This is a genomic window from Paenibacillus typhae, assembly GCF_900099765.1.
Lineage (GTDB): Bacteria > Bacillota > Bacilli > Paenibacillales > Paenibacillaceae > Paenibacillus_AQ > Paenibacillus_AQ typhae.
Genome location: NZ_FNDX01000005.1, coordinates 106900 through 131974 on the forward strand (window position 1 = coordinate 106900; position 25075 = coordinate 131974).

Here is a 25075-nt window from a genome sequence, read left to right on the forward strand (position 1 = left end):
TGCACTCCGTGCAGCTATTCCTGGAGTTTTCAGCCCAAAAAGCCCGCAGGCGGACTTTTAATTGCACAGACTGCAATTAAGTGCTGCTGCGGGCTTATTTTGGTTGGGAATAGTTGCACAGAGTGCAGCTAGGCTGCAGATTAGGATGATTGGTCCGCCGAATTAAGCGATACGTGGCTGGCTGTCATTCCACCCAAGGGACCAGCTTGGGCTGCTGGTCGAGGATGGACTGATACTGCTCCTTCCAGCCGTATTGGCCGTCGGGGTCCAGCAGCATGTAGCGCAGGTACTTATCGAGCCGGTACTCCGGCCTGGACCAGCCCAGATGCTTTAGCCGCAGGTTGCTGAGCTGATGGGGCAGCTCGAATATATTCTCCGGCAGCCGGCCGCAGTGCTGCGGTGTGTCATTCCAGACATAGGCAAACTCCTCCCGGTAACGCAGCAGGAACGGCCGGTAGCTCTGGTGGGAGCGCCAATAGTTGTCCTCGCGGTAATGGTTGTCGTCCCAGAAATCATACAGCCGGAAGCAGAACAGGTCGCAGCTCTCCTCCTGCAGCAGAAGCCCGATGTCGCGGGCGAACCGGTCTTCAAATACCTCGTCGGCATCAAGGCTTAAGATCCATTCGGGATTGGTTTTGACAACTTCCTCCCACTGCTGCATGCGCAGTTCAGCTTCGTTATGGAATTTGGAGATGTCATTACGCACCAGATGAAGCGGGATGCCATGCAGCACTTCACGGCAAATGTCGGCCGTATTGTCGGTGCTGCCGTCATCAATAATGACGGCCTCGTCAATATATTTGCGGTGCTCCTGCAAAACCTGCCGCAGGAAGCGCCGGCTCTCGTTTTTGACAATCATCGTCAGCGTAAGCTTGGGCCGTCTGGCTGCCGGCGGTACATCTCCGGCTGCCGCCGGTTCCGCCGTACCGTCCGGACTGCTGTCCGCGGGGGAAGCCTTACGCAGCCGCTCTTCAGCCTCTGCCGCAGACCATAACCCGTCAGCGGACGCAGCCTCCCGCTCCAGCGGCGGTTCCGCAGCAGCGCCGTTGCTTCCGCCCCCGTCAGCCGTGTCAACTCCGTCATCCGCCTTGCCCCTACTCCCGTCAGCTGTGCCAAGGCCATCCGCCTTGCCCCCGCTTAACGTGTCACCGCTGTGGGCTGTACCGGCTCCGCCCGCCGCAGCGCCCCGGCCAGCCCCGTCCGCACCGCCGTCCTCCGGCCCGCTTCCACCGCCTGCCGCCGGCTCTGCTGTCGTCTGCCGGATATAATCCGCGACCTTCTCCAGGTCGCTGTCCCGGTACAAATGCAGCGCCGGGTAGTGGGTATCCACATACAGCGGGATGCCGAGTGCAGCGGCCCGGATGCAGAAATGGCGGTCCTCGCCCCAATACGAGATGTTGCGGATCATATCATAGCTGACCCCGGAGCTGATCGCCCGGCGGCTGATCAGGGTGCAGGCGCCAAGACCGCCTACCTCGTATATTCCCGGCAGCTGCAGCTTGGCCAAAAAGGCGTGAAACCGCCGGTTAATCTCCGCCTGGCTGGGCTTCTCCCCGGGCAGGATCTCCCACTGGTTGTATTCATCATGCATCCAGACCTGCGGCTGCAGCATCGTACCGGGCTGCCACTGGGTCCAAAAGACCTCCGAGATAATATCCTTTCCCGTCCCGATCAGATGCAGCAGGGTACCGGGGTGGAGGATCAGATCGGAATCGATCAGGAACAGATGGTCATAGCCAAAGGCGTCGGCCCGGCGGATCATCAGATTTTTAAACCCGGCCACCTTCCAGACCAGATCGGAGTTCCAGTAATGGGTAGTGTCATTGCGGATATAGGCATCATGGAAGCCCGAGGACTGCAGAAAAACCTCACTGCCGGGCGGGGCGAACTGCTGCAGCAGCAGGCTGGAGGCACTATCCCCGTTGTCATCGATAAAATAAAAATCCAGCGCTATTCCGTCACGGCGGAGGCGCAGAAGGGAATTCAGGAAGTGCTCCAGGACTTGGGGCTTCTGATGAATCGGGCTGCCGAGCAGCACGCGGGTTTTCGTCTCACTCATGGCCGGGCACTCCAGTGCAGGGTTATCATAATTGTACATCCCCTCGTATATGCAAATAGATGATATGAAATATATGTATTCAATATATTGAGAGAAGTACTAGACTAATCCTGATTTTTTGCAGCTGCAAGGAAATTTATGGATTGGTGCTTTGAGAAAGGCTGTTGTACAATACCGCATAGGCAGACTTGAATCTTACATAGCGATGAGGGGAGTGGGGGAAATGGAGCAGTCACCCCTGAAGGTGGAGCAGCTGATCAAGCTGCTGCTGGCGATGAATCCGCGCGCCGAGGTGTACTGGAATGATGCAGAGGGGCAGTACAGGGCGCTTTTGGATGAGGACATAGAAGAGATCTACGCACCGGAGAAGGCGGCCAAGACGATCGTTCAGTTCGGCAGCCTCCGCAAGCCCCGGCAGGTGGAGGATACTGTATGAAGCGGGCGGCGATTACGCTGGAAAAAGGGCAGGTTATCGGGCTGGAGCTATATGAGCAGGATGCACCCGGGACAGTGGCCAATTTTGAAAAGCTGGCGAACAGCGGCTTCTATAATGGTCTGACCTTTCAGCGGGTAGTCCGGAATTTCGTGGCCCAGGGCGGATGCCCGGATGGGACGGGACGCGGCGGTACGGAGAAGATTCCCTGTGAAACGCAGAACAATCCTCACAAGCATGTGCGCGGGGCGCTGTCGATGGCGCATTTCGGGCCGAATACAGGCAGCTGCCAGTTTTTTATCTGCTATGACACCTTTGATTATCTGGACCCGTGGCATACGGTATTTGGCGGTGTGACCGACGGCATGGAGCATGTGGACGCGCTCAAGCGCGGGGACGTTATACAGGAGATCCGCGTGTGGGACAGCAGGCCGGAGGAAGAGTAAAGGATGAGTTTCCTCAAAATAACATTTATGAAAAAAATCAATGATTGTAATTCCGAGTATTCCGATATATAATTCAGAAACAGAAAGTGATATTGCTCACAACATGGAGGAGAGAGAGACATGAAAAGAGGGTTATCCGGAATTGCCGTTCTAATGCTGTTAACATTTTTGATTAGCGCATGCTCCGGCGGAAACAACGCGGCATCGACCAATACAAACGCAGCTCCGGCGGCTACTGAAGCAGCTGCCAGCACAGAACCGAAAGATGGAGGCAGCCTGATTATCGGAGTGGCTTCCGATCCGCAGGTGCTGAATCCGAACTACGCAGGCGACCGTGTCAGCCTGACTATTGACCAGGCGCTGTACGCGCCGCTGTTCCAGGTGAACAATGGAGAGAAGACCTTTTACCTGGCAGAAAGCCTGACCCCATCGGAAGATAACCTGACTTACACACTGAAGCTGAAGGATGGCCTGACCTGGCATGACGGCGAAAAGCTGACTGCTGATGACGTGGTATTCACGATCGACAGCATTCTGGACGAGAAGCAGAACAGCTTCCTGCGCGCTAACTTCCTGATCAACGACCAGCCGATCACAGCTACCAAGGTGGATGATCTGACGGTTGAGTTCAAGCTTCCGCAGGTCAGCCCGGCGTTCGAAGCAACCCTGGTGCAGGTATCCCCGATTCCGAAGCATATCTTCGAGAATGAAGCCGACATCGAGAAGAGCACGAAGAATGCTGCTCCTGTAGGCTCCGGTCCATTCAAATTCAAAGAGTACAAAGCGGGCGAGTATCTGACCCTGGAGCGTTTTGATAACTACTTCGGCGGCAAGCCGCATCTGGATTCCGTAACGTACCGTATTGCCAAGGATGCCAACGCGGCTAATCTGGCCCTGCAGAACGGCGAAATCAATGTGCAGTACCTTGATCCTAAAGATGTAGCAACGATTCAGGCAACCAATAACTTTGAAATTCTGCCTTACAGCGAAGGCCGTCTGGCTTATCTGATGTTCAATGCGAACAGCGATACCGGCGCACTTGCCAAAAAAGAAGTCCGTCAGGCGCTGTCCCTGGCCCTCAGCCGCGATGAGCTGATCCAGACGGCGTACACCTCCAGTGAATATGCAGATCCGGCCAAGTCGTTCCTGACCCCGGATGCCCTGTACTTCACCAATGACGTAACCACCTTTGATAATGATGCTGCAAAAGCTAAGGAACTTCTGGCAGCTGCCGGCGAAAGCAACCTGAAGCTGAGATATATCGTGCAGAGCGGCAACAAGGCACAGGAGGCTATCTCCCTGTATGTTCAGCAGAAGCTGAAGGAAATCGGCGTTGAGGTTGAACTGCAGAACATGGATTCCTCCGCATGGGTACAGAAGTTCATCGACCTGAAGGCTACTGATTATGAGCTGGCTTTGACCGGTTACATTATGGGCTATGACCCGGATGCATACCGCATTCTGTTCACAACAGGCGCTTCTTCCAACTACTCGCATTACTCGAATCCTGAAGTAGATAAGCTGCTGAATGAAGGTGCCAGCGAAGCGGATGCAACCAAACGCGGCGAGATCTACAAGCAGGTTCAGGAAACCATTGCTGAGGATGCACCAATCTATCCGATCGCTTATACTAAGACTGTTGTAGCTGTATCCAAAAACTACGGCGGCATCGACGAAGCTGTCCTGAAGCCGGTCGTTATTTTCGAAGACCTGTCCAAGATCTATCTGAAATAAAATAATACAAAATAAGCACGGCAAAAATAAGCTGGACCTCCAGCTTATTTTTTTGCCGATCATGAGCTGGGAGAATCGCGTATGAGACAACTCATCGTCCGCAGGCTTGCACAGACTATTCCGATGCTGTTTTTCGTATCGGTTGTCTGCTTTGCCATGATTAAGCTGGCGCCGGGAGATCCGGTGCTGTCCTTTGTTACACCTAATATGCATGCCGATGATATCGAGCGGATCCGCCATAACCTCGGCTTGGACAAACCGGCCTATATTCAATATTTTATCTGGTTGGGCGAGCTCGTTCAGGGCAATTTCGGCTATTCCCTGGTTAACCACCAGCCGGTGCTGGATCAGATTCTGGAGCGTCTGCCTGCTACAGCGGGCCTGATGGGCAGCGCGATTGCGCTGGCCGTGCTGCTGGCGGTTCCGCTCGGCCTGATTGCCGGAGCGAACCGCAACCGTTGGGTGGATAAGCTGGTTAATCTGATTGCCTACATCGGCATATCCGTTCCGCTGTTCTGGCTGGCGATTCTGCTGATGTACCTGTTCGCGATCAAGCTGCACCTGCTGCCGAGCATGGGCATGCGCACGATTGGCGTAGAATCGGCCGTTGACGTGCTGAAGCACGGCATACTGCCCTGCACTGTCCTGGCCTTCGGCTTCCTGGCAACCTACGTACGCTATATCCGCTCCAGCACAATCGGGCAGCTCAAGGAAGAATATGTGCAGATTCAGTATGCCTTCGGGTCAAAGAAATCGACGATCCTGTTCCGGCATGTCCTGAAGCATGTGCTGCTTCCGGTTATCACGCTGCTCGGTATGTCTATGGGCGATCTCGTAGCCGGAGCCATCGTGACGGAGACGGTCTTCAGCTGGCCGGGTATCGGCTCACTGGGGATGACGGCCGTCCGGGGGATGGATTATCCGGTCATTATGGGCATTACGCTGTTCTCGTCGCTGATGCTGATCATCGGCAATCTGGCTGCGGATATTCTCTACAGCTTTGTAGATCCGCGCATCAAATTAAAGGGGTGACCTCATGAATCGCAGTAAATGGAAAAACCTGAAGTCTGAGCTGTTTACGAACGGTCTGGGTGTCGCCGCGCTCATTATATTGGTTGTCTTTACGCTGGGGGCGATTTTTGCCTTTCTGTCCGGCCATGATCCGAATGCAATGGACGCGATGAACAGGCTGACACCGCCGGGCAGCGCCCACTGGTTCGGGACGGATGATTACGGCCGCGATTATCTGGCGCGCGCGCTCTACGGGGGACGCGTCTCCCTCCTGGTCGGCTTTGCTTCAATGATTGTTGCCACCGTAATCGGCGTGGCCGTAGGCGTTATCAGCGGCTATTTCGGCGGCTGGCTGGATAATCTGCTGATGCGGATGCTGGATATTATTATGTCGATTCCTTCCTTTCTGATTCTGCTGCTGCTCAGCGTGTTCCTGAAGCCGAGCGTCGGCAATATCATCATTATTATTGCCCTGCTGATGTGGATGAGCGTGGCCCGCGTCATCCGGGCGGAGACCCTGACGATCAAGGAACGTGAATATGTGCTGTACGCCAAGGCCTCAGGCCAGAGCGCTTCCGGCATCATCTGGCGGCATATTCTGCCGGGCCTGATTCCGGTAACGATTGTAGGGGCAACGAACAACATTGCTTCAGCCATTATGATGGAATCCTCGCTGAGCTTCCTCGGCTTCGGTGTACAGCCGCCGAACGCCACCTGGGGCAGCATGCTGAACAGCGCCCAGGGCTATATTGCCCAGGCGCCCTATCTGGCGCTGTTCCCGGGGCTGATGATTCTGCTGACAGTGCTGAGCTTCAATGTGCTGGGCGATATTTTACGGGTCGGCTTTGAACCTAAGCTGATCCGGAGATAAGGGAGTGAAGACATCATGAGTGAGCGGCTGCTCTCTGTTGAGGATCTGCAGGTATCGTTCTCCACCCGTGACGGTGAGAATCAGGCTGTGCGGGGTGTGAGCTTCCATATCCATGCAGGCGAGACCGTCGGCATAGTCGGAGAATCCGGCAGCGGTAAAAGTGTAACTGCCAAAGCGATCATGTCGCTGATTACCCCGCCGGGCCGGATCACCTCCGGCAGGATTCGTTTTCAAGGCAAGGAATTGACCGGGCTTCCGGAAAAAGAGTGGCGGAAGCTGCGCGGCAACCGGATTGCGATGGTCTTTCAGGACCCGATGACCTCGCTGAATCCGGTCAAGAAAATCGGCCAGCAATTAACGGAAGTCATCCGCAGACACCGCGGATTAAATAAGGCGGAAGCCAATAAGGAAGCGGCGGAGATGCTGCGCCAGGTCGGCATCCGTGACCCTGAGCAGCGGCTGAACCAGTACCCGCATGAATTCAGCGGCGGAATGCGCCAGCGGGTCATGATTGCGATGGCGCTCTCCTGCCAGCCGGAGCTGCTGATCGCCGATGAGCCGACCACGGCGCTGGACGCGACCATTCAGGCGCAGATTCTCGACCTGTTCAAGGAGCTGAAGGGCAAATCGGATACCGCAGTCGCGCTGATCACCCACGACCTCGGTGTGGTTGCACAGGTCTGCACCCGGGTTGTCGTTATGTACGGCGGACTGGTCATGGAGGAGGGGACGGTAGAAGACATCTTCTACCGCCCGCAGCACCCGTACACGCAAGGGCTGCTGCGCTCGATTCCGAAGCGCGGCGGCGGCTCGCGTGAGCGGCTTATTCCGATCGAGGGTACACCGCCCGATCTGCTGAACCCGCCTCCGGGCTGCCCGTTCATGGAGCGCTGCCCGCATGCCTTTGAGCGCTGCAGCCAGCGCCCGCCGGTGACCGAGCTGTCGCCCGGACACCGCTCGATGTGCTGGCTGGCGGATGGCACGCAGCCGGTAGCACCGGCTGTGGAAGGAGGCGTTACACAGTGAGCGAGAGCAAGATATTAGTAGATGTAAATAATCTGAAAAAGCACTTCTCCAAGGGCAAGGACCTGCGCGGACGCGATACATCTGTGCTGAAGGCAGTGGACGGCGTAAGCTTCCAGATCCGCCGCGGAGAGACCTTCGGGCTGGTCGGCGAGTCGGGCAGCGGCAAGTCAACGGTCGGGCGCTGCCTGCTCCGGCTGTACGATTATACGGCCGGTGAGGTGTCGTTCGACGGTCAGCCGCTCGGCCGTCTGGGCGAGAAGCAGCTGAAGCCGTTCCGCAGACGGATTCAGTCGATTTTTCAGGACCCGTACTCCTCGCTGAACCCCAGTCTGAATGTGCTGGATCTGATCAGCGAGCCGATGAAGATTCATGGTGTATACCAGGGGGATGAGCGCAAGGAAGCGGTAGCTGCGCTGCTGGAAAAGGTAGGCCTGAAACGGGAGCATCTGTACCGCTACCCGCATGAGTTCAGCGGCGGGCAGCGCCAGCGGATTTCCATTGCCAGAGCGCTGTCGGTACGGCCGGAGTTCGTCGTCTGCGATGAGCCGATCTCGGCGCTCGACGTCTCCGTCCAGGCCCAGGTGGTCAACATGCTGGAGGACCTGCAGGCCGAGTTCGGGCTGACCTATCTGTTCATCGCCCATGACCTGTCAATGGTCCGGCATATTTCCGACCGGATCGGCGTTATGTACGGCGGGCGGCTGGTTGAGGTTGCGGACAGCGATGAGCTGTATGACAACCCGCTTCATCCGTACACCAAAGCACTGCTGTCCTCCATTCTGGAGACAGACCCGCTTAAGGCGACTGAGCGGATTCATCTGGACGGCTTCTCCGTCTCCCGGGGCGAGGGTGAGGCAGCACCGCTGCAGGAAGTAAGCCCGGGCCATTTTGTAGCTTACGATTTCAAGGAATAAACAGGAGGTAATGAGATGACGGAATCAGTGAATAAAGTCAAATTATCGCAATGGGATGCCTTGCTGCTTGAATCGCTGCGCGGACAGGGCTGGACGGATGAGCAGCTGCTCGGGATCACTTCCGCAGCAGAGCTGCCGGAGGATAACAGCCCGTTTGAATTCGATTATAAGCAGCTGGCTGCCTTTGCGGCAGAGAAGCCGGAGGAGTACCGGCAGGCTGTAACCGAAGGGTACCAGATCAAATACAACACCATCCGCGGTATCCGCAGCTGGGTTCAGGTTGCGCTCGGCAAAGAGCCGAAGCTGGAGCTGGAAGAAGGCAGGGAAGCGGTTGAAGCTGATTTGACTGCCGATGAAAGAACCCGTGTAGAGCAGGTTCTGTCCTTCGGCTGGCAGATCAGTCCCGCTGATCCGCAGACGGACGGCGTTTACCGGATTGAACCGGTCCAGCGGTAACTGCTTATTAAATAGAAGATCAGCCCTCCGCAATGATGCCGGGGGGCTGTTTATATTACATTTGTGTTGCGGTAACAGGAAACAGGGATAAACACAGCCGGGGTTGCATGGAATAGACTAAGGGAAGGAGGCGGTCTACAGTTAATCCTACGGCTTTATAAGCAGCATTCTGAAAGGCGCGCCAACGGAATATTAGGAAAGTGTGGTAAGCTGCACCTGCAGGTCCCCGCCATTTAGTTGGATTTTCGCCACCTAATTCCTTGATTTAACAACATTTTCATTCCTTAGTGGGAAAATCACCACTTATTTAGGACCGCAAACGCCATTTGGGGAGAAAAGAGGAGCTACATATTCAGCTGAATCTTACGGGTGCTGAGCACACCGTTAAGCCCGGTAGGGTCCGTGCTTACTTTATGGGCTACAAAGGCTTCCGCCCGCTCTGAAGTGCGGATACGCACCGGCTTGGTCTCCATATGCACCAGCTCCCACATCACGTCCGCTACGGACTCCGCTGTCTGCGGCTCCACATTGCGCTGCAGAAAGGCTGCGGTGTAGTTATCGATTACCGGCTTATACTCATCCTCCAGAATACCGCCGGTGCCCGCTACATGACCCATCACCGTTTTGGTGAATTCGGTAGCAATGGCTCCCGGCTCCAGCAGGGTTACATCAATGTTGAATTGCGGCTTGTAATAGGTAGCCAGGCTTTCGAGCAGCCCCTCCACCGCAAACTTGCTGGCACAGTAAATTTCGTTCATCGGCTGGCCGACAAGCCCGCCTACACTTGAAGTGGCGACAATATGTGCATATCCGCTCGAACGCAGCAGCGGCAGCGCCGCCCGGATGGTATGCATCACCCCGTACACATTGGTGTCGAATACGCGGTGAATATCTTCCGCCGGCGCCTGGCCGAGGGCCCGGAGATAGCCGAAGCCGGCATTGGCAAACAGCACATCCAGCGAGCCCTGCTCAAGCGTAATCCGGTCAATGACAGCCTGGATGCTGGCCGGATCGGTAACCTCCAGCTGCACGAAATGCAGATTATTTTCCTCACGGTACAGCTCCTGATCCCGCTCCGGATTGCGTGTCCCGGCATAGACAGTCCACCCTTCCCGGGCGAAGCGAAGAGCCGTAGCCAGGCCGATCCCGGAGGATGCACCGGTAATGCAGATGATTTTTCCCATATTCCTTTTGCCTCCTGAAAAAAAGATGAGTTACAAATTTTTACACATTGCAGCATAAAGCGGGTGCAGTTTTCTTAAGTTTACATAAAGACTGCATTTTTGCGTGTTTTTGCGGACACCTTATGTTGTAGGATCGTTTTCATTACGGTAGACTATAAAGGAGTCTATAGTTGTAAGCGAATGGAGAGGAACAATGGAAGTGTTTAAGCGTTATTATGCAAATTTGACGGTCCGGCGCTTTGGAATTCTGGTGCTGATCGGTCTGCTGCTCTACAGTATCAGAGATATGCTTAATTTGGTGCTTCTGACGTTTTTGATTGCTTATGTGATGAACAGCTTTCAGGTTCTGCTGACGAAGCGGATCAGCAAGTTTATCAAAGTGAACAGCAAGGTCATTATTGTTATTTTGTACCTGGCGCTGATCGCGATGATTGTGCTTGCCCTGGTTAAATATTTGCCCAAAGTGTTCGAGCAAGTCAAGCAATTAACCTTTTATTTAACAAATTTGTCCTCTGCAGACATTCCGCAAAACGAGATTACCCAGTATCTGTTCAAAACGCTAAAGGAGCTCAATTATGAGTCCTACCTCAAGGGCGGGATCGATTATGTGTTCAAAATCAGCAACTGGGGTACCACCTTCGTATTATCCACCATTCTGAGCTTTGTTTTCATCCTGGAAAAAGGCCGCATTGTCAGCTTTACTTCCCGCCTGAGAGAGAGCAAGATTTCCTGGTTCTACGTCGAGCTTGAGTATTTCGGCAAAAAATTCATTTCCTCCTTCGGTAAGGTTATTGAGGCACAAATCCTGATCGCACTGTTCAATACCTTCTTCACTGTTGTCGGATTATGGATCCTGGGCATGTTCTTTGCACCGTTTCCGTATCTGTTTGCGCTCTCGATCATGATCTTCCTGCTCAGCCTGATCCCGGTAGTCGGCTTTGTCATCTCGCTGGTTCCGCTCTGTATTATCGGCTATAATATCGGCGGGCTGGAAATGGTCATCTATGTATTGGCTATGATTGCCGTGCTGCACTTTATGGAGGGCTATTTCCTCAATCCGAAGCTGATGTCCTCGAAGATGAATCTGCCGATGTTCTACACCTTTATCGTGCTGCTCTTCTCGGAGCATTATATTGGCGTATGGGGACTGATCCTCGGGATTCCGATCTTTGTATTCTTCCTGGACATTCTGGAAATTACCCGTGATGAGCCTGCCAAGCTCCTGAAATAACCGGAAGTGAACTGCATATATAAGAAAAGGCAACCCGTAAGCAGAAGCTTTCCGCCGGGCTGCCTTTTTTGCATGTTTATTAATAGGTTCGGCTTAAGTACGGGAATGCTAGCTCTAAGTATCCGGATCAGCCGAAGGTGGTTGCTACGCTCTGTGTTACAAGCTCTCTCAGCTCGGCCTTTTGGGCTGTATACTGCTCAGCCGTGATGCTGCCGCTAGCCAGACGCAAATCCAGCTGTTCCGTCAGCTGGGCAATCTGCAGGTTAATGACACTGTCGATATTGCCGCCATTTTCTGCTGCGATATCTTTAAGGGATTTGCCCTCATATAACGACTCATACAGCTCTTCTTCCGAGGACTGATTCAGCGCGTCCAGCAGCTCATCCTTGTCAGCCACCGGGGTCGAAGTGGACCATTTGGCTACCGGTAAGGCAAGGGCGGCGGTTCTGCCCCAGGCGGTTCCACCAAAAGACATGGCGACAATCATTGTCCCGACAATCATCACTCGTTTTATATTCATGTAAATATCCTCATTTCATAATGTAATATATCGGTAAGGGGTCATAGGCTGGGTCAGCTAGGATAAGAATGCTTAAGTGCATTATAACCGGCAAAGCTGAGGCTAAGCTTAAGTCCGGTTAAAGATTACCTAAATAATGGCGCTCCGCTTGGGTCCGGGCGATGAACCAAGGTATACTGTCAGGAGGAACGCAGAACAGTTAATGACGGTTATTAAGAGAAGCAGGGCCAGATAGTAAATAAACCATAAGGGTAAGGGGTGAACCGCCCGTGAATAAAAAAGTGCTGGTAGTCGACGATGAACAGAGTATTTCGAGCGCAATTGCCTACGCACTCCGCCGGGAGGGCTATGAGGTAGATACGGCAGGGGACGGCGAGGAGGCGCTCTCCAAGGTGCAGACCTTCCGGCCGAACGCCCTGGTGCTGGATGTGATGATGCCGAAGCTGAGCGGCTATGATGTGTGCAGGCGGCTTGAGGACCGCGATGATATCGGAATTATTCTGCTGACGGTCAAAAATGATATTGTCGATAAAATCGTCGGCCTGGAGCTGGGTGCAGATGATTATATGACAAAGCCGTTCGAAATCCGCGAGCTGCTGGCCCGGGTAAAGGCGCTATTGCGCAGGCTGGAGAAGAAGACAGGCGAGACTCCCGCTGAGCTGCTCGAATACGGGGAGCTGCGCTTGTACCCCGAGCGGCGTTCGGCTGAGCTCAGGAACGAGGAGCTGGAGCTGACGCCGAAGGAATTTGATCTGCTGCTTCTGCTGCTCTCCCACCCGCAGCGTGTGTATATGCGGGAGGAGCTGCTCGAGCAGGTCTGGGAGATGGATTATGCCGGCGGCACCCGCACGGTGGATATCCATATCCAGCGGCTGCGCAAAAAGCTCGGCGAGCCCTACCAGAACATGCTCCAGACCGTGTACGGGGTCGGCTATAAAGCGGTGCCGGCAGGGGGCTACCCATGAGATTCAGCATCAAGCTGAAATTCAGCCTGTTTCTGGGGCTTCTGCTCATTCTGGCGGTCAGCGTGCTGAGCTATTTAGTGCTGCGCGGGGTGGAGCGCAATGAGCAGGTACAGGCGGAAGTCTCGCTCGCCCAGCATGTCAAAACGGTCAATCTGCGTGTAAAGCAGGCTTATTATACCGGCGCACGCCTTGAACCGCAGCAGTTCCTGCAGCGGCGAGGCCGTGAGCTGGCCGCTGAGCTGGCCGGCTTTACCGGCCTCGAAGTCACGCTGTATGATGCGGAGGGCGGGCAGGTAGGAACCTCGGTGCAGGGTGTGCCTTCGTCCGGAAATCCAGGCACAGCGGATGCACTGGCTTATGCACTCCAGGACAAGGTCGCCTATCAGAGCAAGGGAGACAAGCTGCTGTATCTGGCCCCGCTGCAGGGCCCTGAGGCACAGATGGGTGTAGTGCAGCTGCAGTATTCGCTGAAGAGCGCCCAGGCCTTCCAGCAGACGCTCCGCAATCTGTTCCTGACAACCGGTGCGGCTGTGCTGCTGCTCAGCTTCATCACCGGTTATTTGTATTTCAGCCGTGCGGCGGCGGCGATCAGCCGGCTGAAAAAGGCGGCGGAATCAATCCGCCACGCCGAATATATCTCCGCTCCGCCGGTGAAGCGCAAGGATGAGCTGGGCGAGCTGGCGGAGGGGATTTATTTTATGAGCCGGGAGATTGAATCCAGCATCGCCGCCAAGGATGAGGAGCGGCGCAAGCTGCAGCTCGCCGTAACCAAGCTTCAGGCGCTGGAGCAGCAGCAGAAGCAGTATATCGGTAATATCAGCCATGAGTTCAAGACGCCGCTGACCTCGATCAAGGCTTATGTGGATCTGCTCAACATGTATGACGATGACCCCAAGCTGCTGTCTGAGGCCAAGACCAACATTGCCAAGGAGACGGAGCGGCTCTACGAAATGGTGGACAAAGTGCTGCAGCTGACTGCGCTGGAGAAATATGATTTTGAATCACAGGCAGAATTGCTTGAAGTATCCGAGGTGCTGCGCGATATTTGCGGCCGGATGAACGGCAAGGCTGAGCGGTTCGGGCTGACGATAACCCTTGAGGCAGAGCCTGCGCATATCTGGATCGATAGAGAAAGCTTCATGCATATTTTCATCAATCTGATCGATAATGCAATCAAATATAATGTTCCGGATGGGGCAGTCAACCTGCATAGCGAGGTGCACGGGGAACAGGTGGAGATTACAGTCAGCGATACCGGCATCGGGATTCCGGCAGAGGCGCGGGACAAAATTTTCGAGCCGTTCTATACGGTCAACCGTGACCGGGCCCGCGCATCAGGCGGCACCGGGCTCGGGCTGTCACTGGTGCGTAATCTGGTGGAGAAGCAGGGAGGCAGTATTGTTTTGCTTGAGACAGAGGGCACGGGTTCGGCGTTCCGGCTTTCTTTTCCGCTGGTGAACTAAAGTTTACAAGTTGGAAACATCCTGCGGCGGTTTGGAAATAACTTTCGGGTATTCTGGGTGCATCAACATTGTAGGGGGAAGCGATCATGAGCAGACAAGCGGGCGGCAAGGGGATTCTTCGTACGGGGCTGCTGGCAGTGGCGGGCCTGGCTGTAATACTGTCTGTGACGGCATGCCGTTCAGGGGAAACAGAGGCACGGCAGATCATTGAGAAGGCCGGTACAAAGATTACGGTGATGGATAATACCAGTGAATCTGTATACACAAGGCTCCAGCTGGAAGGCATAGATAAGGTGGAGGGCGTTCGCGGCCTGGATTGGATCAGCGAAGATGTCATTGCAGTAGACAAAGAGAACCGGAGCCTTGCCCCGCAAATAATTGAAGGCATCGAGCGTTACCCGCATAATCTGTATCAGCACAATCTTTCCTCCGGGGAGGAGGCAGGGCTTGTGGAAGGAGATAAGAATTATGGCGCTGTTCAGCTGTCTCCCGACAAGCAGTATCTCCTGTATAAGGAAGCGGAGGATATCGTCGGCCTTGGCTACATCATGACTCTGGAATCAGGCACTTCTGTCCCGGTGGATGAAGCACCGTTCCGGATTGAAGAGGGGGAGTGGGCAGACGACGGACATGTAATTTTCCCGGGGATGGATGGAGTTATTTACAGAACGGATGTACAGGGGGCAAAAGAGAGCGTTGTGGACCCCGGCTTACCGTATGTGCACGAGGTAGTGCAGTCGGGCAGCATCGTCTACTATGTGACCGGCGAGGATATGCAGCTGACCGCTTACGACACAGACTCGAAGCAGCCGAAGGTGCTGAAAAAAAGCGTAGTCTGGGTTGTTCCGTCACCGGACGGCAGCAAGCTGGCTATTGTAAAGCGGACGAAGCCGGGTGAGATGGTGCTGGTGCTCTGTGACAGCGAGGGCAACGAGCAGACGGAGCTGGCCTCCGGTCAGCAGGTGTTCGGAACCAGCTGGTCACCGGACGGCAGCAAGCTGGCTTATTCATTAACTGCCGAGAATCCGGCGGATGACCAGAACGGGGTATTCATTACCGAGCTGGAGAGCGGGGAACAGACCCAGCTGCTGGGGGATATTGAGATTGCCGACCAGCTCCGCTGGAGCCCTTCCGGCAAGAAGCTGCTGGCCTCAGCCTCCGTGCTGAAGGATAACAAGTACGAGTTCACGACTTATGTGATCAGGCTGTCATAATGTTAATAAAAAGCGCCTGCGGTTTGGCTTTCGCTCATACAGCAGGCGTTTTTTTGCTTATTGCGGAATCAGCTGGCTGATCTCGTTCAGCAGACCGTTGATCTGGCTGATTGTTTCCGGAATGCCTGTGGCTTCGAAGGCGGCCTTGCCTTCCTCGAGGTTCGTTGCGGCCTGATCCAGGCCCTGCTGGAGCTTATCGTTATAACCGGTGATCGACTGGTGCAGGTCGGCTGCATATTCCGGAACCTGAAGATTGGCGTAATCAGAAATCTGTTCCTTCAGGGCATTAAGCCGTTCCATCAAAGCCTCTTTGGCCTGCGGATCTGTCGCTGCTTCGGTCGCCAGCGTCTCCATCTCCTGCCCGAATTCGGTTAAGGCCTGCATGTATGAAGCGGTGTCAGAAGCAAAGGTGACGCTGTTTTCCACCTTTTCGGCAAAACCGCAGCCGGGGACAATCAGCAGGACGAACAGCAGCAGGCTTAGTCCGTATTTCTTCATTTGCTTCACTCCTCTTAAGTAGCGTAGGTGCTGGTGTACTCTCATTCATACGTCTTGCCGACAGAGCGGGTTACGGGAAACATTATGAAATTACGATGAAAATACTATGAATTTAAATTTAGAATGTCAGAGAATCAAATTCTTACTTGACAGGTGGGATTAAAGGGGTATATGATAACAGCAATCCTTCACTACTAATTAAATGAACAGTGAAATAATGAATTGAGCCGATTGGACCGCCAAAGGCTCCCGCAGTACTACCCTATGGAGGGAGTATGCCGGGAGCCTTTTTTTGTATATTCGGGATGGGGTTGTTTTATTGGCCGATGGAGGAAGGCGGGGATGGTATGACAGATGAGCAATGGGAGCAGCTGGAGGAGGCGGACTATTTGTTCCGCAGAATGGTGCGGAGATTCGTAAAGGAACGCGACCGTGTGAATGTGGAGGGCATTGCCCTGCCGGGCATGCTGATTCTGAACAAGATTATCCGTGACGGGGAGCAACGGCTGGGCGATCTGGCCGAGGAGCTGGACTTCACCTCCGGTGCGATCACGGCGCTTAGCGATAAGCTGGAAGCCGGCGGATTCACTGTCCGCAGGCGTAAGGAAGATGACCGCAGGACGGTGCTGCTTGATATAACAGCGAAGGGCCGGGAACTGGTTCAGCGTAACAGCAGTATCGGTGAACGATGTATTACGCTTCTGTTCGAGGGCTTTACAGAGGAGGAGCTTGCCCAGCAGAGCCGCTTCCATGAGCGGATTACCCGGAATCTGGAGGGGTTCTCGGATACACTGCTGGAGCTGGCCAGACAAAAGGCCGAAGCGCCTCTACCTCCGGCTCCTGAACAGAAGCGGAGAACCGCGCCGGATAATAAATATCTGAGTTACTGATAACAACGAGAGATAGATATATAGAATTAGAGTGTATGCTGCAAAATCACGCGTAGGATAGGGGAGACATTATTCCGAAGGCTGCTTGGAGTTTGGATTGTATCAGCACAGGAATGTTGCTTTGCTAACCTTGGGAATGGGAATGGGAATGGGAATGTGAGTTGGATTTGCTCGATAAGGATTGCTTGCCGAGCAAACTAAGTGGAAATAAGTCATCTATTTTCCGGCAAACGGCTCTGAAGAGGAGATTAGGTGGAAAAAAGCTACTTAATTCTACTGTTTTCCGGCTTTCGAGGGGTTTGCGGCTCAACTAAGTGGCGATTTTCCACCTAATTCTCACAAATGGTATGAAACGACGGAATTAAGTGGCGGAAATCCAACTAGATGTTGCTTCTGGAGGCCAATAGGGAGTCTATGCTCACAAAAACTAAGCAAATGCTTCCGAAGCAAGTTTTGTCAGAAGTCCATTCAATGAGGTATATCAAACAAACCTAAGCGTATGCTCCCGATGCGAGTTTTTGTACTGAGCAGACTCAAGGAACGTACACTCATAAAAACTTTTAGGGAGAGATCATTATGGGACACTCAACCATTTACCCGACAGGAGCTACTTTGTACAACCCGGCCAAGGCATGGAGCGGCTATACCGTCTATCAGGCGGGCGAGGAAGGGGTCGTGCTGATTGACATGAACGGCAAGGAAGTCCATCTGTGGCAGGGGCTGCTGGGCTTTCCGGCCAAGATTCTGCCCGGCGGCTATGTGCTGGGCAGCACAGGCAGAAGAGACCCGAAATTCGGCATTCAGGACAATGTCGATCTGGTGCAGGTGGACTGGGACGGCAACATTGTCTGGAAGTTCAACGGCTATGAGCACATCGAAGATCCCGGTTATGAGCCGCTGTGGTATGCCCGCCAGCATCATGACTATCAGCGCGAGGGCAATCCGGTAGGCTATTATGCTCCGGGACTTGACCCGCAGGTGCACAGCGGCAAGACGCTGATCCTGGCCCACAAAAACCTGCATAACCATGAGATTTCCAACAAAGAGCTGCTGGATGACACAATCCTTGAAGTGGACTGGGACGGTAAAATCGTATGGGAATGGAAGGCCAGCGATCATTTCGCCGAGCTTGGCTTTGATGAGGCGGCGCGGAATGTATTATTCCGTGATCCGAATACCCGCTCCTTCGGCCATCTGGGTGGCGGTGTAGGGGATTGGCTGCATATCAACTCAGCCTCCTACGTAGGACCGAACAAATTTTACGATAATGGGGATGAGCGCTTCCACCCGGACAACATTATCTGGGATGCCCGTGAGGCGAACATCATCGCCATTACCGACAGAGCAACAGGTGCCATTGTCTGGCGGCTTGGACCGGACTATTCCCTGCCTGACGTGAAGCATATCGGCTGGATTATCGGCCAGCATCATGCCCACATCATTCCTAAAGGCCTTCCGGGCGAAGGGAATGTGCTTGTATTCGATAACGGCGGCTGGGGCGGATACGGCCTGCCAAACCCGGCATCCCCTTTTGGCCAGAAAAATGCCGTGCGCGATCATTCGCGGATTCTGGAGATCAACCCGGTTACTTTTGAAATTGAGTGGCAGTACACCTCGGCAGAGGCCGGTTTTTCCGTTCCGACGGATTCCTACAAATTCTACAGCCCGTATATCAGCTCTGCCCAGCGCCTGCCCAACGGCAATACACTGATTACGGAAGGCTCAAACGGCCGCCTGTTCGAGGTAACCGCAGAGCATGAAATCGTCTGGGAATACGTCTCGCCTTACACAGACCGCCGCAATACCAACATGGTGTACCGTTCCTACCGCGTACCTTACGCCTGGGTTCCGCAGCTTGCAAAGCCCCAGGAAACCGAGATCGAGCCGATTGATGTGACGACCTTCCGGGTACCGGGTGCAGCGCCAAAAGGCGCGGATTCTGTAGTAAGTGTAGCGACAACGCTGCCGTTCGTGGAGGGGTCCGCTTGCGTGGCTACGGCGGATGAAGGTGTGCTGCAGCGCAAGGGTTAGCCCATTAATATAACGAAGAGGTGGATCGTCCATGAAAAAAACAGCAACCTGGTACGGAACGGTACTTCTGCTCTTATCCCTTTCCCTTGTTACGGTTCTTTCCGGCTGCAGCTCCAAGGGGGATGCAGCGGCTTCCGGAGAGGCGGGAGGCAGCCGGCCTGCAGCCCTGAAGATTAAAATCGCCGACACCAACACCAATCCGGTGTTCCGGGTGGCGGCGGACAAGGGCTTTTTCAAGAATCATAATATTGATGCAGAAATCGTCACCTTTGCCTCCCCGGCCGAGGGGGTAAACGCCCTGTTCATCAAGCAGGTGGATGTAGCTTACGGCGCGGACTTTCCGGTGCTGAACGCGGTATCCAAGGGCGGGTATTCCATTATTGCTTCTGCGGGGCAGGCCACCGATCAGGCGGCTGCAGCCTGGAAGCTGTACGTAAGGGATGAAATCCAGTCGGCGGCTGACCTGAAGGGCAAGAACCTCAGCTTCATCCGCGGAACCTTTATTCCGTACCTGTGGGATGAATACCTGAAGGAGCAGGGCATTGCGCTGAGCGATGTGACGTTGACCGGACAGGGCGGATTTGATGAAGCCTTTATTGCCCTGAAGCAGGGGGATATTGATGCAGCCTGGGTCATCGGCTCGGCACTCGTTGATAAGCTGGCAGCCCTGGAGAATGTGCACGAGCTGAGCGATATGTCCAAAACGCCGGTGCGGCTCGGTATGGGCATTGTGAGCAGTGACGAATTCATTGCCGGGAATCCGGATGGAATCGGCAATTTCCTGGCGGCAGTTGATGAAGCCTCGGCGTATGCCCAGGAGCATCCCGAAGAAGTGGCTGACCTTATGTATGACGAAGTAAAGCAGCCTAAGGAAAACACGCTGAAGGATCTTCCGCTGAATCCGTGGATTATCGGCTTTACCCCGGCTGCTTATGACAGCCTGGCCGGACAGAAGGAATATATGATCGGTGCGGGAATCATCGAGAAGGATTTTGACCTGAAGGCCACTATCAATCTGGAGCCGCTGAAAAAAGTGCTGCCGGATACCGTAACTTACGGGGAGTAGAACAGCCGGCAGGCCAACGGAGATTTGCTGTTTTAACTTAAAATGTTCAGGAGGTGCCTTAGATGTCTTCACTATCGAACCGTCATGCGATTCAAATCGAGCAGCTCCGCAAAAGCTACAGTGCCCAGACAACAGGGGACGTTCATTACATCATTAAAGACGTCAATCTGGTGATCAAAGGCGGGGAGTTCTTCGTTCTGCTCGGACCGAGCGGCTGCGGCAAATCAACGCTGCTTAATATGATCGCCGGGTTTGTCTCGAAATCGGGAGGCAACCTGAAGGTGGACAATGTCGAGGTTGACCGGCCGGGCAGAGACCGTGCGGTAGTCTTCCAGCAGGCGGATTCGTCCCTGTTCCCCTGGCTGACGGTGCAGGAGAATGTCGAGTTCGGGCTGCGGATGAAGAAGACACCGAAGGCCGAGCGCAAAGTCATTTCTGACCGTTTCATCCAGCTGGTCGGCTTATCCGGTCATGAAAAGAAGTTCCCGAAGGAGCTGTCCGGCGGTATGAAGCAGCGTGTACAGCTGGCCCGGGTGCTGGCGAACGATCCGGCCATTCTGCTGATGGATGAACCGTTCGGCGCCCTGGATGCGATGACCCGGCGGACGATGCAGAAGGAGCTGGTTAATATCTGGCGGGAGACGCACAAGACGGTTATTTTCGTCACGCATGATATTCAGGAAGCGCTGCTGCTCGGGGAGCGGATCGGAATTATGTCGGTAGGCCCCTCCTCCAACATTACCGATATTTACGACAATACCCTGCCTTTTCCGCGGGATGTCGCTTCTCCTGAGTTCTACTCGCTGTACAACCGGATTCAGGGTCATTTTGAAGAATAGATAAGGGTGTGACACATAATGAAATGGGTGGAGAAAAAATGGGTGTCCGTCTCGCTGCTGTGGCTGGCCGCCTTGTGCATCTGGCAGCTCGGTGCGCTGATCTACGGCCCTGACGTTATTCCGGGACCATGGGCCACCCTGCAGGGCGGCCGGGAGCTGATCAGTGACGGTACCCTGATGCAGTATATCGGGATCAGCTTTTACCGGGTACTGGTGGGCTGGGTGCTGGGCAGTCTGCTGGCTGTTCCAGTCGGGCTCACTATCGGCAAGGTGAACATCATCCGGATTTTTGCCGAGCCATTCTTGAACTTTATCCGCTTTATTCCCCCGATTGCCTTCATCACGCTGTTTCTGGTGTGGTTCGGGATCGGGGAACAGTCCAAAATCGCCCTGATCATGTACGCTACCTTCTTCATCGTGGTGCTGAATACGCTGACCGGCGTGATGTCGGTGGAGGAGGACAAAATCCGCTCCGCCCGCAGCATGGGGGCAAGTGAATGGCAAATCCTGCTGCATGTCATCGTTCCGGCAACCACACCGTATATTTTTACCGGTATCCGGCTGGCGATGGGCACCTCCTATATGGCGATTATCGGGGCAGAGATGATTGCCTCAAATGAAGGTGTAGGTTATCTGATCTGGAACTCGCGGCTGTTTTTCCGGACGGACTGGATTTTTGTCGGGCTGTTCTGTCTTGGCTTCATGGGCTTCTTTACCGACCGGCTGTTCAACTGGTTCGGGCGCAAGGTGCTGTACCGCTATGGTGTAGTGAGTATGGCGGCGCGCAAACGCTGATCGGCAGGCTTAATCAGGCGGCTTTCTTTCCGGATCATGCTATAATGTAAGGGCAACAGCACACAGCAAACGGGATTTGAAAGGGGCAGCAGCCTGATGGAAGTAACCGCACAGGAAGTAGCGGAGTGGATGGTCAAGGAGATCCGGTTCACCGGGACTCTTCACCAGACCGCCGCGATTGAATATGTTAAGGCCAACTTCGGCGAGCAGTTTGTGTTTGTGAACGAGAACGGAAATGCCTCGCTGGCCAAGGATGTGAAAAAGGCGTTCCGCAAGCTGCACGGCGGACGGATCGCCTGGGACCGCGATGCTTTTTTGTGGGCCTGGACGTAGCACAGCAAAAAGGACCATTGCCCGGTGAGGGCAATGGTCCTTTTTGCTGTATAAGGCCTGCCTTTGGCGGCAGAGGTGCCGGAGCCTGAGACCTGTGCCAGGCGTCTGGGCTGCCAGAGTCTGAGGGCTGTGCCCCCAGAAGATTAAGCCATCCGACTATGCCGCGCCGTAAATACCAGCAGTCCGGCATGGTACAGACACCGGCGGGCCGCCGGCTTATACAGGCACCTCACGGGTGCTTTTCTCCATCGGGGAGCTGCACAGCGGACAGGGCTTGGAGGCCAGGTGGTCCTCCGCCCCGCCGGCCTTCATCCGGGTCCAGCCCGGGCAGCGGGCGCCGGTGCAGTTCCAGACCGGAACCCTATGGGTCCGGGCGTTCCCTGCTGTGCCGGAGGTATGCACCCTGGACACTCCGGTTCTGCTCACGGACACGGTGGAAGCTGTGGAAGCGGCAGGTCTGGACGGGGCGGCAGCCGTGAGGAAGGCGGACAGCATGAAGCGGGACACCTCCGCCTTCTTGCCCCGGTGTCTTGCCGGGGAGCTGATGAACAGCTCCTCCCGTGCCCGGGTGACGGCGACGTAAGCGAGCCGCCGCTCTTCCTCCAGCGCTGCGAAGCCGGAATCGCTGCCTGCCCTGAAGCTTCCGGCGGGCGGCAGCTGGGCTGCCTTGCGGTCCTTGAGCCGGTCGCCCTCCAGCGCAGAGCTGTGGGGCAGGATGCCCTCCGAGGCACCTAGCAGGAAGACAACAGGGAACTCCAGTCCTTTGGACTTGTGGATGGTCATGAGTGCAATCCGGTTGCCCTGCTCCTTCAATCCGCTCTGTCGGCTCAGCTCATTGCGTTCGGTAATGCTGGCAATAAAGTCGAGGAAGACAGGGAGGCTGTCGAACCGCTCCGCCGAGGTTTCCAGCTCATCCAGCATTTCCTTCAGCGTCTCACGGTGCAAGGTGGCCTGATGACGCTCGTTGGCTTCAATGAAGTGGTCGTAGAAGCTTGTACGGATGCGGCGGATCGCCTGCAGCGGTGTCAGTGCGGCCAGGCCGCGGATCAGCTCCAGCCGCTCGCGCAGCTTGGCACCCTTGAAATCCTCCATTCCCGGCAGGGACAGGAGATGGATCAGCGGGCCCTGCTTGGGCTGGACAGCTTCCATCCGGCGGATATGCTCCATGCCTGTTTCCCGGTTCATGTAGAGAGTCGGCAGGATACTCTCCATTGCGGCGAAATTACGCCGGTTCAGTGACAGCCGCAGATGGTCCAGCACCGGCAGGATCAGCCAGTGCTCGTAGAGCAGCTGCCCTTCACCGTAATCAATATACGGAATATCCCGAAGCAGCAGCAGCTCCAGCACGGCCCGGTTGCTGCTGGAGGCCCGGTACAGCAGGGCAAAATCACGGTATTCCCGGCCGCCGCCGACCTCATTTACAATATGGTCGACAATCTGCTCGGCTTCCTCATCGGCCGTCTGCGGGCGCAGATAACGGGGCTGCGCACCGCCGGCTCTGGCCGCCTGCAGTGTTTTGGAACGGCGGCGCAGGTTATGGCGGATGATCCCGTTGCCGAGGCCGATAATGGCCGGACCGGAACGGTAGTTAATGTCCAGGGTAATGACCTTTGCCCCGGGATACAGCTTTTCAAATTCCAGAATGAATTCGCTGCGGGCCCCGTTAAAGGAATAGATCGTCTGATCATCATCGCCGACAACCATCAGGTTGTTCTGCGGGTAAGCGATCATTTTGACCAGCTCATACTGCAGCTCATTCGTATCCTGGAACTCATCGACCATGACGTACTGGAACTTCTGCTGCAGCTCCTGCAGCAGATGAGGCTGCTCAACCAGCATTTTATAGGCGATCAGCAGCACATCATCAAAGTCCATTTTGTTATGATCCTGCTTCCACTGCTCGTAGAGGGTCAGAATCGCCTTCACTTCCTGCTCGGCGGTGTTCGTCTCGGGAAGCGTATCCGCATCCCTCATGTTCATCTTGCAGGAGGAGAGCAGGGCCAGCAGCGTCTCCGGCGGATAGGCATCCTTCGGCAGCCCCAGCTCCCGCATAATCTGCTTCAGCAGGATGTGCTGGCGGCGTGTCTCATGAAAGATGTCCTGCCGCAGACCCTGCCGCCGGAGAAAGTACAGAAAGAAAGAGTGGAAGGTACGGGCCTGCAGGCCTGCGGCATCGCCTTCGGCGACTCCCGGCAGCGCAGCAATCCGCTCGCGCATCTCCGCCGCCGCTTTGCTGGAAAAGGTAAGCAGCAGCATCCGGCTGGGGGAAATTCCCCGCACGGACAGCAGATAACCGGTCCTGCAGATCAGCACCGACGTTTTGCCGGAGCCTGCGCCCGCCAGTGTCAGCAGCGGCCCTTCATGATGACGTACCGCTGCAATCTGCGGCGGATTAAGCAGAATCCCGCCCTCCTCAAGCCGGCGGAAATAAGCGGCATCGCCTTCCCCCGGCTTCACCGTGTCACGGCTGGTCCGGGCTGAGGCAATTGCCGCCTGGGGAATACGTTCACCGCTTGCACCAAGCGGTATATTATGAAATAAAAGCTTGTTCATCACAGAATCACCTTCAATATAAGTCCATTAGCCAATCTACAATATAACACCGCCCTTCCCATATAGAAAGGCGGTTTTCCGCGTTACTCTATTTTTCCAAGCAGATTGTTGACCTTGCGCTCATATTGGCGGGGATGGTTCTCACGGATTTCTTCGAGCAGGAAAACAAGTGCCCGCTTCACACGGGGGGACATGCCTTTGGCAATGGCAGTGTATTCCTTCCGGAACAGGCTGTCATCCAGAATCCTCTTATTAAGCACAATTGCCCAGCCCCGGGCAGGCTCAAGCATATCCGGCAGCGACTCCAGCAGCTGGGTCAGATACATTTCCATATGGCAGCTCTCGACAAAATGAACGAGGCCGAACATCAATTCCTCATGCTCGGTCTCATCGTCAAATACTTTAAAAATCTGCTGGATCACCGCCTCCTCTGTATCGCCGGCCAGCCCCTCCAGCGCAAGGTCAAACAGCTCGCATTCCAGCTCTGTCCGCAGCAGCCGGTTGTTGTACAGCTGGGCAATTCCCGGATACATATTCATCGCG

General features: G+C 55.0%; 24 protein-coding genes. 18 read left to right on the top strand and 6 right to left on the bottom strand.

Annotated elements, in window-relative coordinates; genetic code table 11:
• Nucleotides 1–184: 184 nt before the first annotated feature.
• Entirely contained in the window at nucleotides 185–2059 is a 1875-nt protein-coding gene (locus tag BLR64_RS30530) for a glycosyltransferase family 2 protein (RefSeq protein WP_244157627.1), read from the bottom strand.
• 223 nt (nucleotides 2060–2282) lie between these two features.
• On the opposite strand from BLR64_RS30530, the gene BLR64_RS06330 reads away from it, so the two are divergent.
• The 8 genes from BLR64_RS06330 (at nucleotide 2283) to BLR64_RS06365 (ending at nucleotide 8950) form a co-directional block, all read left to right on the top strand.
• On the top strand, nucleotides 2283–2495 hold the full coding sequence (locus tag BLR64_RS06330; RefSeq protein WP_090713302.1) for a hypothetical protein: 213 nt from the start codon (nucleotides 2283–2285) through the stop codon (nucleotides 2493–2495).
• On the top strand, nucleotides 2492–2938 hold the full coding sequence (locus BLR64_RS06335; protein WP_090713305.1) for a peptidylprolyl isomerase: 447 nt from the start codon (nucleotides 2492–2494) through the stop codon (nucleotides 2936–2938). The genes BLR64_RS06330 and BLR64_RS06335 overlap by 4 nt, the downstream gene beginning before the upstream one ends.
• Before the next feature lie 120 nt (nucleotides 2939–3058).
• Nucleotides 3059–4672, top strand: coding sequence for an ABC transporter substrate-binding protein (locus tag BLR64_RS06340; protein WP_090713307.1), 1614 nt, complete (start codon nucleotides 3059–3061; stop codon nucleotides 4670–4672).
• An 81-nt stretch (nucleotides 4673–4753) separates the two neighbouring features.
• Nucleotides 4754–5704 carry an ABC transporter permease gene (locus BLR64_RS06345; RefSeq protein ID WP_068727040.1) on the top strand — a complete coding sequence of 317 codons (951 nt, stop codon included), beginning with the start codon at nucleotides 4754–4756 and terminating at the stop codon, nucleotides 5702–5704.
• 4 nt (nucleotides 5705–5708) lie between these two features.
• Nucleotides 5709–6554, top strand: a complete 846-nt coding sequence (locus BLR64_RS06350; RefSeq protein WP_090713310.1) for an ABC transporter permease — start codon at nucleotides 5709–5711, stop codon at nucleotides 6552–6554.
• Between the two features lie 15 nt (nucleotides 6555–6569).
• On the top strand, nucleotides 6570–7580 hold the full coding sequence (locus tag BLR64_RS06355; protein ID WP_090713312.1) for an ABC transporter ATP-binding protein: 1011 nt from the start codon (nucleotides 6570–6572) through the stop codon (nucleotides 7578–7580).
• Nucleotides 7577–8494, top strand: coding sequence for an ABC transporter ATP-binding protein (locus BLR64_RS06360; protein ID WP_090713315.1), 918 nt, complete (start codon nucleotides 7577–7579; stop codon nucleotides 8492–8494). The genes BLR64_RS06355 and BLR64_RS06360 overlap by 4 nt, the downstream gene beginning before the upstream one ends.
• Before the next feature lie 15 nt (nucleotides 8495–8509).
• Nucleotides 8510–8950, top strand: coding sequence for a hypothetical protein (locus BLR64_RS06365; RefSeq protein WP_090713317.1), 441 nt, complete (start codon nucleotides 8510–8512; stop codon nucleotides 8948–8950).
• A 344-nt stretch (nucleotides 8951–9294) separates the two neighbouring features.
• Here BLR64_RS06365 and BLR64_RS06370 read toward each other — a convergent pair whose 3' ends face one another.
• Nucleotides 9295–10134 (bottom strand): SDR family oxidoreductase, encoded by an 840-nt coding sequence (locus BLR64_RS06370; protein ID WP_090713319.1) that lies wholly within the window; start codon nucleotides 10132–10134, stop codon nucleotides 9295–9297.
• Nucleotides 10135–10327: 193 nt separating this feature from the next.
• On the opposite strand from BLR64_RS06370, the gene BLR64_RS06375 reads away from it, so the two are divergent.
• Nucleotides 10328–11365 (top strand): AI-2E family transporter, encoded by a 1038-nt coding sequence (locus tag BLR64_RS06375; RefSeq protein ID WP_090713321.1) that lies wholly within the window; start codon nucleotides 10328–10330, stop codon nucleotides 11363–11365.
• Nucleotides 11366–11492: 127 nt separating this feature from the next.
• Here the strand turns inward: BLR64_RS06375 and BLR64_RS06380 are convergent, their stop codons facing one another.
• Nucleotides 11493–11885, bottom strand: coding sequence for an SHOCT domain-containing protein (locus BLR64_RS06380; RefSeq protein WP_090713323.1), 393 nt, complete (start codon nucleotides 11883–11885; stop codon nucleotides 11493–11495).
• 269 nt (nucleotides 11886–12154) lie between these two features.
• Here BLR64_RS06380 and BLR64_RS06385 point away from each other — a divergent pair, with 269 nt between their 5' ends.
• From BLR64_RS06385 to BLR64_RS06395, 3 genes are all read left to right on the top strand, one after another.
• Nucleotides 12155–12850, top strand: a complete 696-nt coding sequence (locus tag BLR64_RS06385; RefSeq protein WP_090713325.1) for a response regulator transcription factor — start codon at nucleotides 12155–12157, stop codon at nucleotides 12848–12850.
• Nucleotides 12847–14313 carry a sensor histidine kinase gene (locus BLR64_RS06390; protein ID WP_090713327.1) on the top strand — a complete coding sequence of 489 codons (1467 nt, stop codon included), beginning with the start codon at nucleotides 12847–12849 and terminating at the stop codon, nucleotides 14311–14313. The genes BLR64_RS06385 and BLR64_RS06390 overlap by 4 nt, the downstream gene beginning before the upstream one ends.
• Nucleotides 14314–14399: 86 nt before the next feature.
• A complete protein-coding gene (locus tag BLR64_RS06395) occupies nucleotides 14400–15527 on the top strand; it encodes a PD40 domain-containing protein (protein ID WP_090713329.1) in 1128 nt (375 codons plus the stop codon).
• Between the two features lie 57 nt (nucleotides 15528–15584).
• On the opposite strand, the gene BLR64_RS06400 is transcribed toward BLR64_RS06395, so the two are convergent.
• A complete protein-coding gene (locus BLR64_RS06400; RefSeq protein WP_090713331.1) occupies nucleotides 15585–16025 on the bottom strand; it encodes a DUF6376 family protein in 441 nt (146 codons plus the stop codon).
• A gap of 347 nt (nucleotides 16026–16372) precedes the next feature.
• Here BLR64_RS06400 and BLR64_RS06405 point away from each other — a divergent pair, with 347 nt between their 5' ends.
• The 6 genes from BLR64_RS06405 (at nucleotide 16373) to BLR64_RS06430 (ending at nucleotide 21979) form a co-directional block, all read left to right on the top strand.
• On the top strand, nucleotides 16373–16915 hold the full coding sequence (locus BLR64_RS06405) for a MarR family winged helix-turn-helix transcriptional regulator (protein ID WP_090713445.1): 543 nt from the start codon (nucleotides 16373–16375) through the stop codon (nucleotides 16913–16915).
• A 576-nt stretch (nucleotides 16916–17491) separates the two neighbouring features.
• Nucleotides 17492–18946 carry an aryl-sulfate sulfotransferase gene (locus tag BLR64_RS06410; RefSeq protein WP_090713333.1) on the top strand — a complete coding sequence of 485 codons (1455 nt, stop codon included), beginning with the start codon at nucleotides 17492–17494 and terminating at the stop codon, nucleotides 18944–18946.
• 31 nt (nucleotides 18947–18977) lie between these two features.
• Nucleotides 18978–20012: an ABC transporter substrate-binding protein gene (locus tag BLR64_RS06415; protein ID WP_090713335.1), complete on the top strand. Its 1035-nt coding sequence runs from the start codon at nucleotides 18978–18980 to the stop codon at nucleotides 20010–20012.
• A gap of 62 nt (nucleotides 20013–20074) precedes the next feature.
• Nucleotides 20075–20851, top strand: coding sequence for an ABC transporter ATP-binding protein (locus BLR64_RS06420; protein WP_090713338.1), 777 nt, complete (start codon nucleotides 20075–20077; stop codon nucleotides 20849–20851).
• 18 nt (nucleotides 20852–20869) lie between these two features.
• Nucleotides 20870–21646 (top strand): ABC transporter permease, encoded by a 777-nt coding sequence (locus tag BLR64_RS06425; protein WP_090713340.1) that lies wholly within the window; start codon nucleotides 20870–20872, stop codon nucleotides 21644–21646.
• A 96-nt stretch (nucleotides 21647–21742) separates the two neighbouring features.
• Entirely contained in the window at nucleotides 21743–21979 is a 237-nt protein-coding gene (locus BLR64_RS06430) for a DUF6953 family protein (RefSeq protein ID WP_039869189.1), read from the top strand.
• Between the two features lie 216 nt (nucleotides 21980–22195).
• Here BLR64_RS06430 and BLR64_RS06435 read toward each other — a convergent pair whose 3' ends face one another.
• Both BLR64_RS06435 and BLR64_RS06440 read right to left on the bottom strand, forming a co-directional pair.
• The gene (locus BLR64_RS06435; protein ID WP_090713342.1) at nucleotides 22196–24532 is read right to left on the bottom strand and encodes a UvrD-helicase domain-containing protein; all 2337 of its coding nucleotides are present in this window, start codon (nucleotides 24530–24532) and stop codon (nucleotides 22196–22198) included.
• An 83-nt stretch (nucleotides 24533–24615) separates the two neighbouring features.
• Nucleotides 24616–25071, bottom strand: coding sequence for an Imm30 family immunity protein (locus tag BLR64_RS06440; RefSeq protein ID WP_090713344.1), 456 nt, complete (start codon nucleotides 25069–25071; stop codon nucleotides 24616–24618).
• Nucleotides 25072–25075 lie beyond the last annotated feature (4 nt).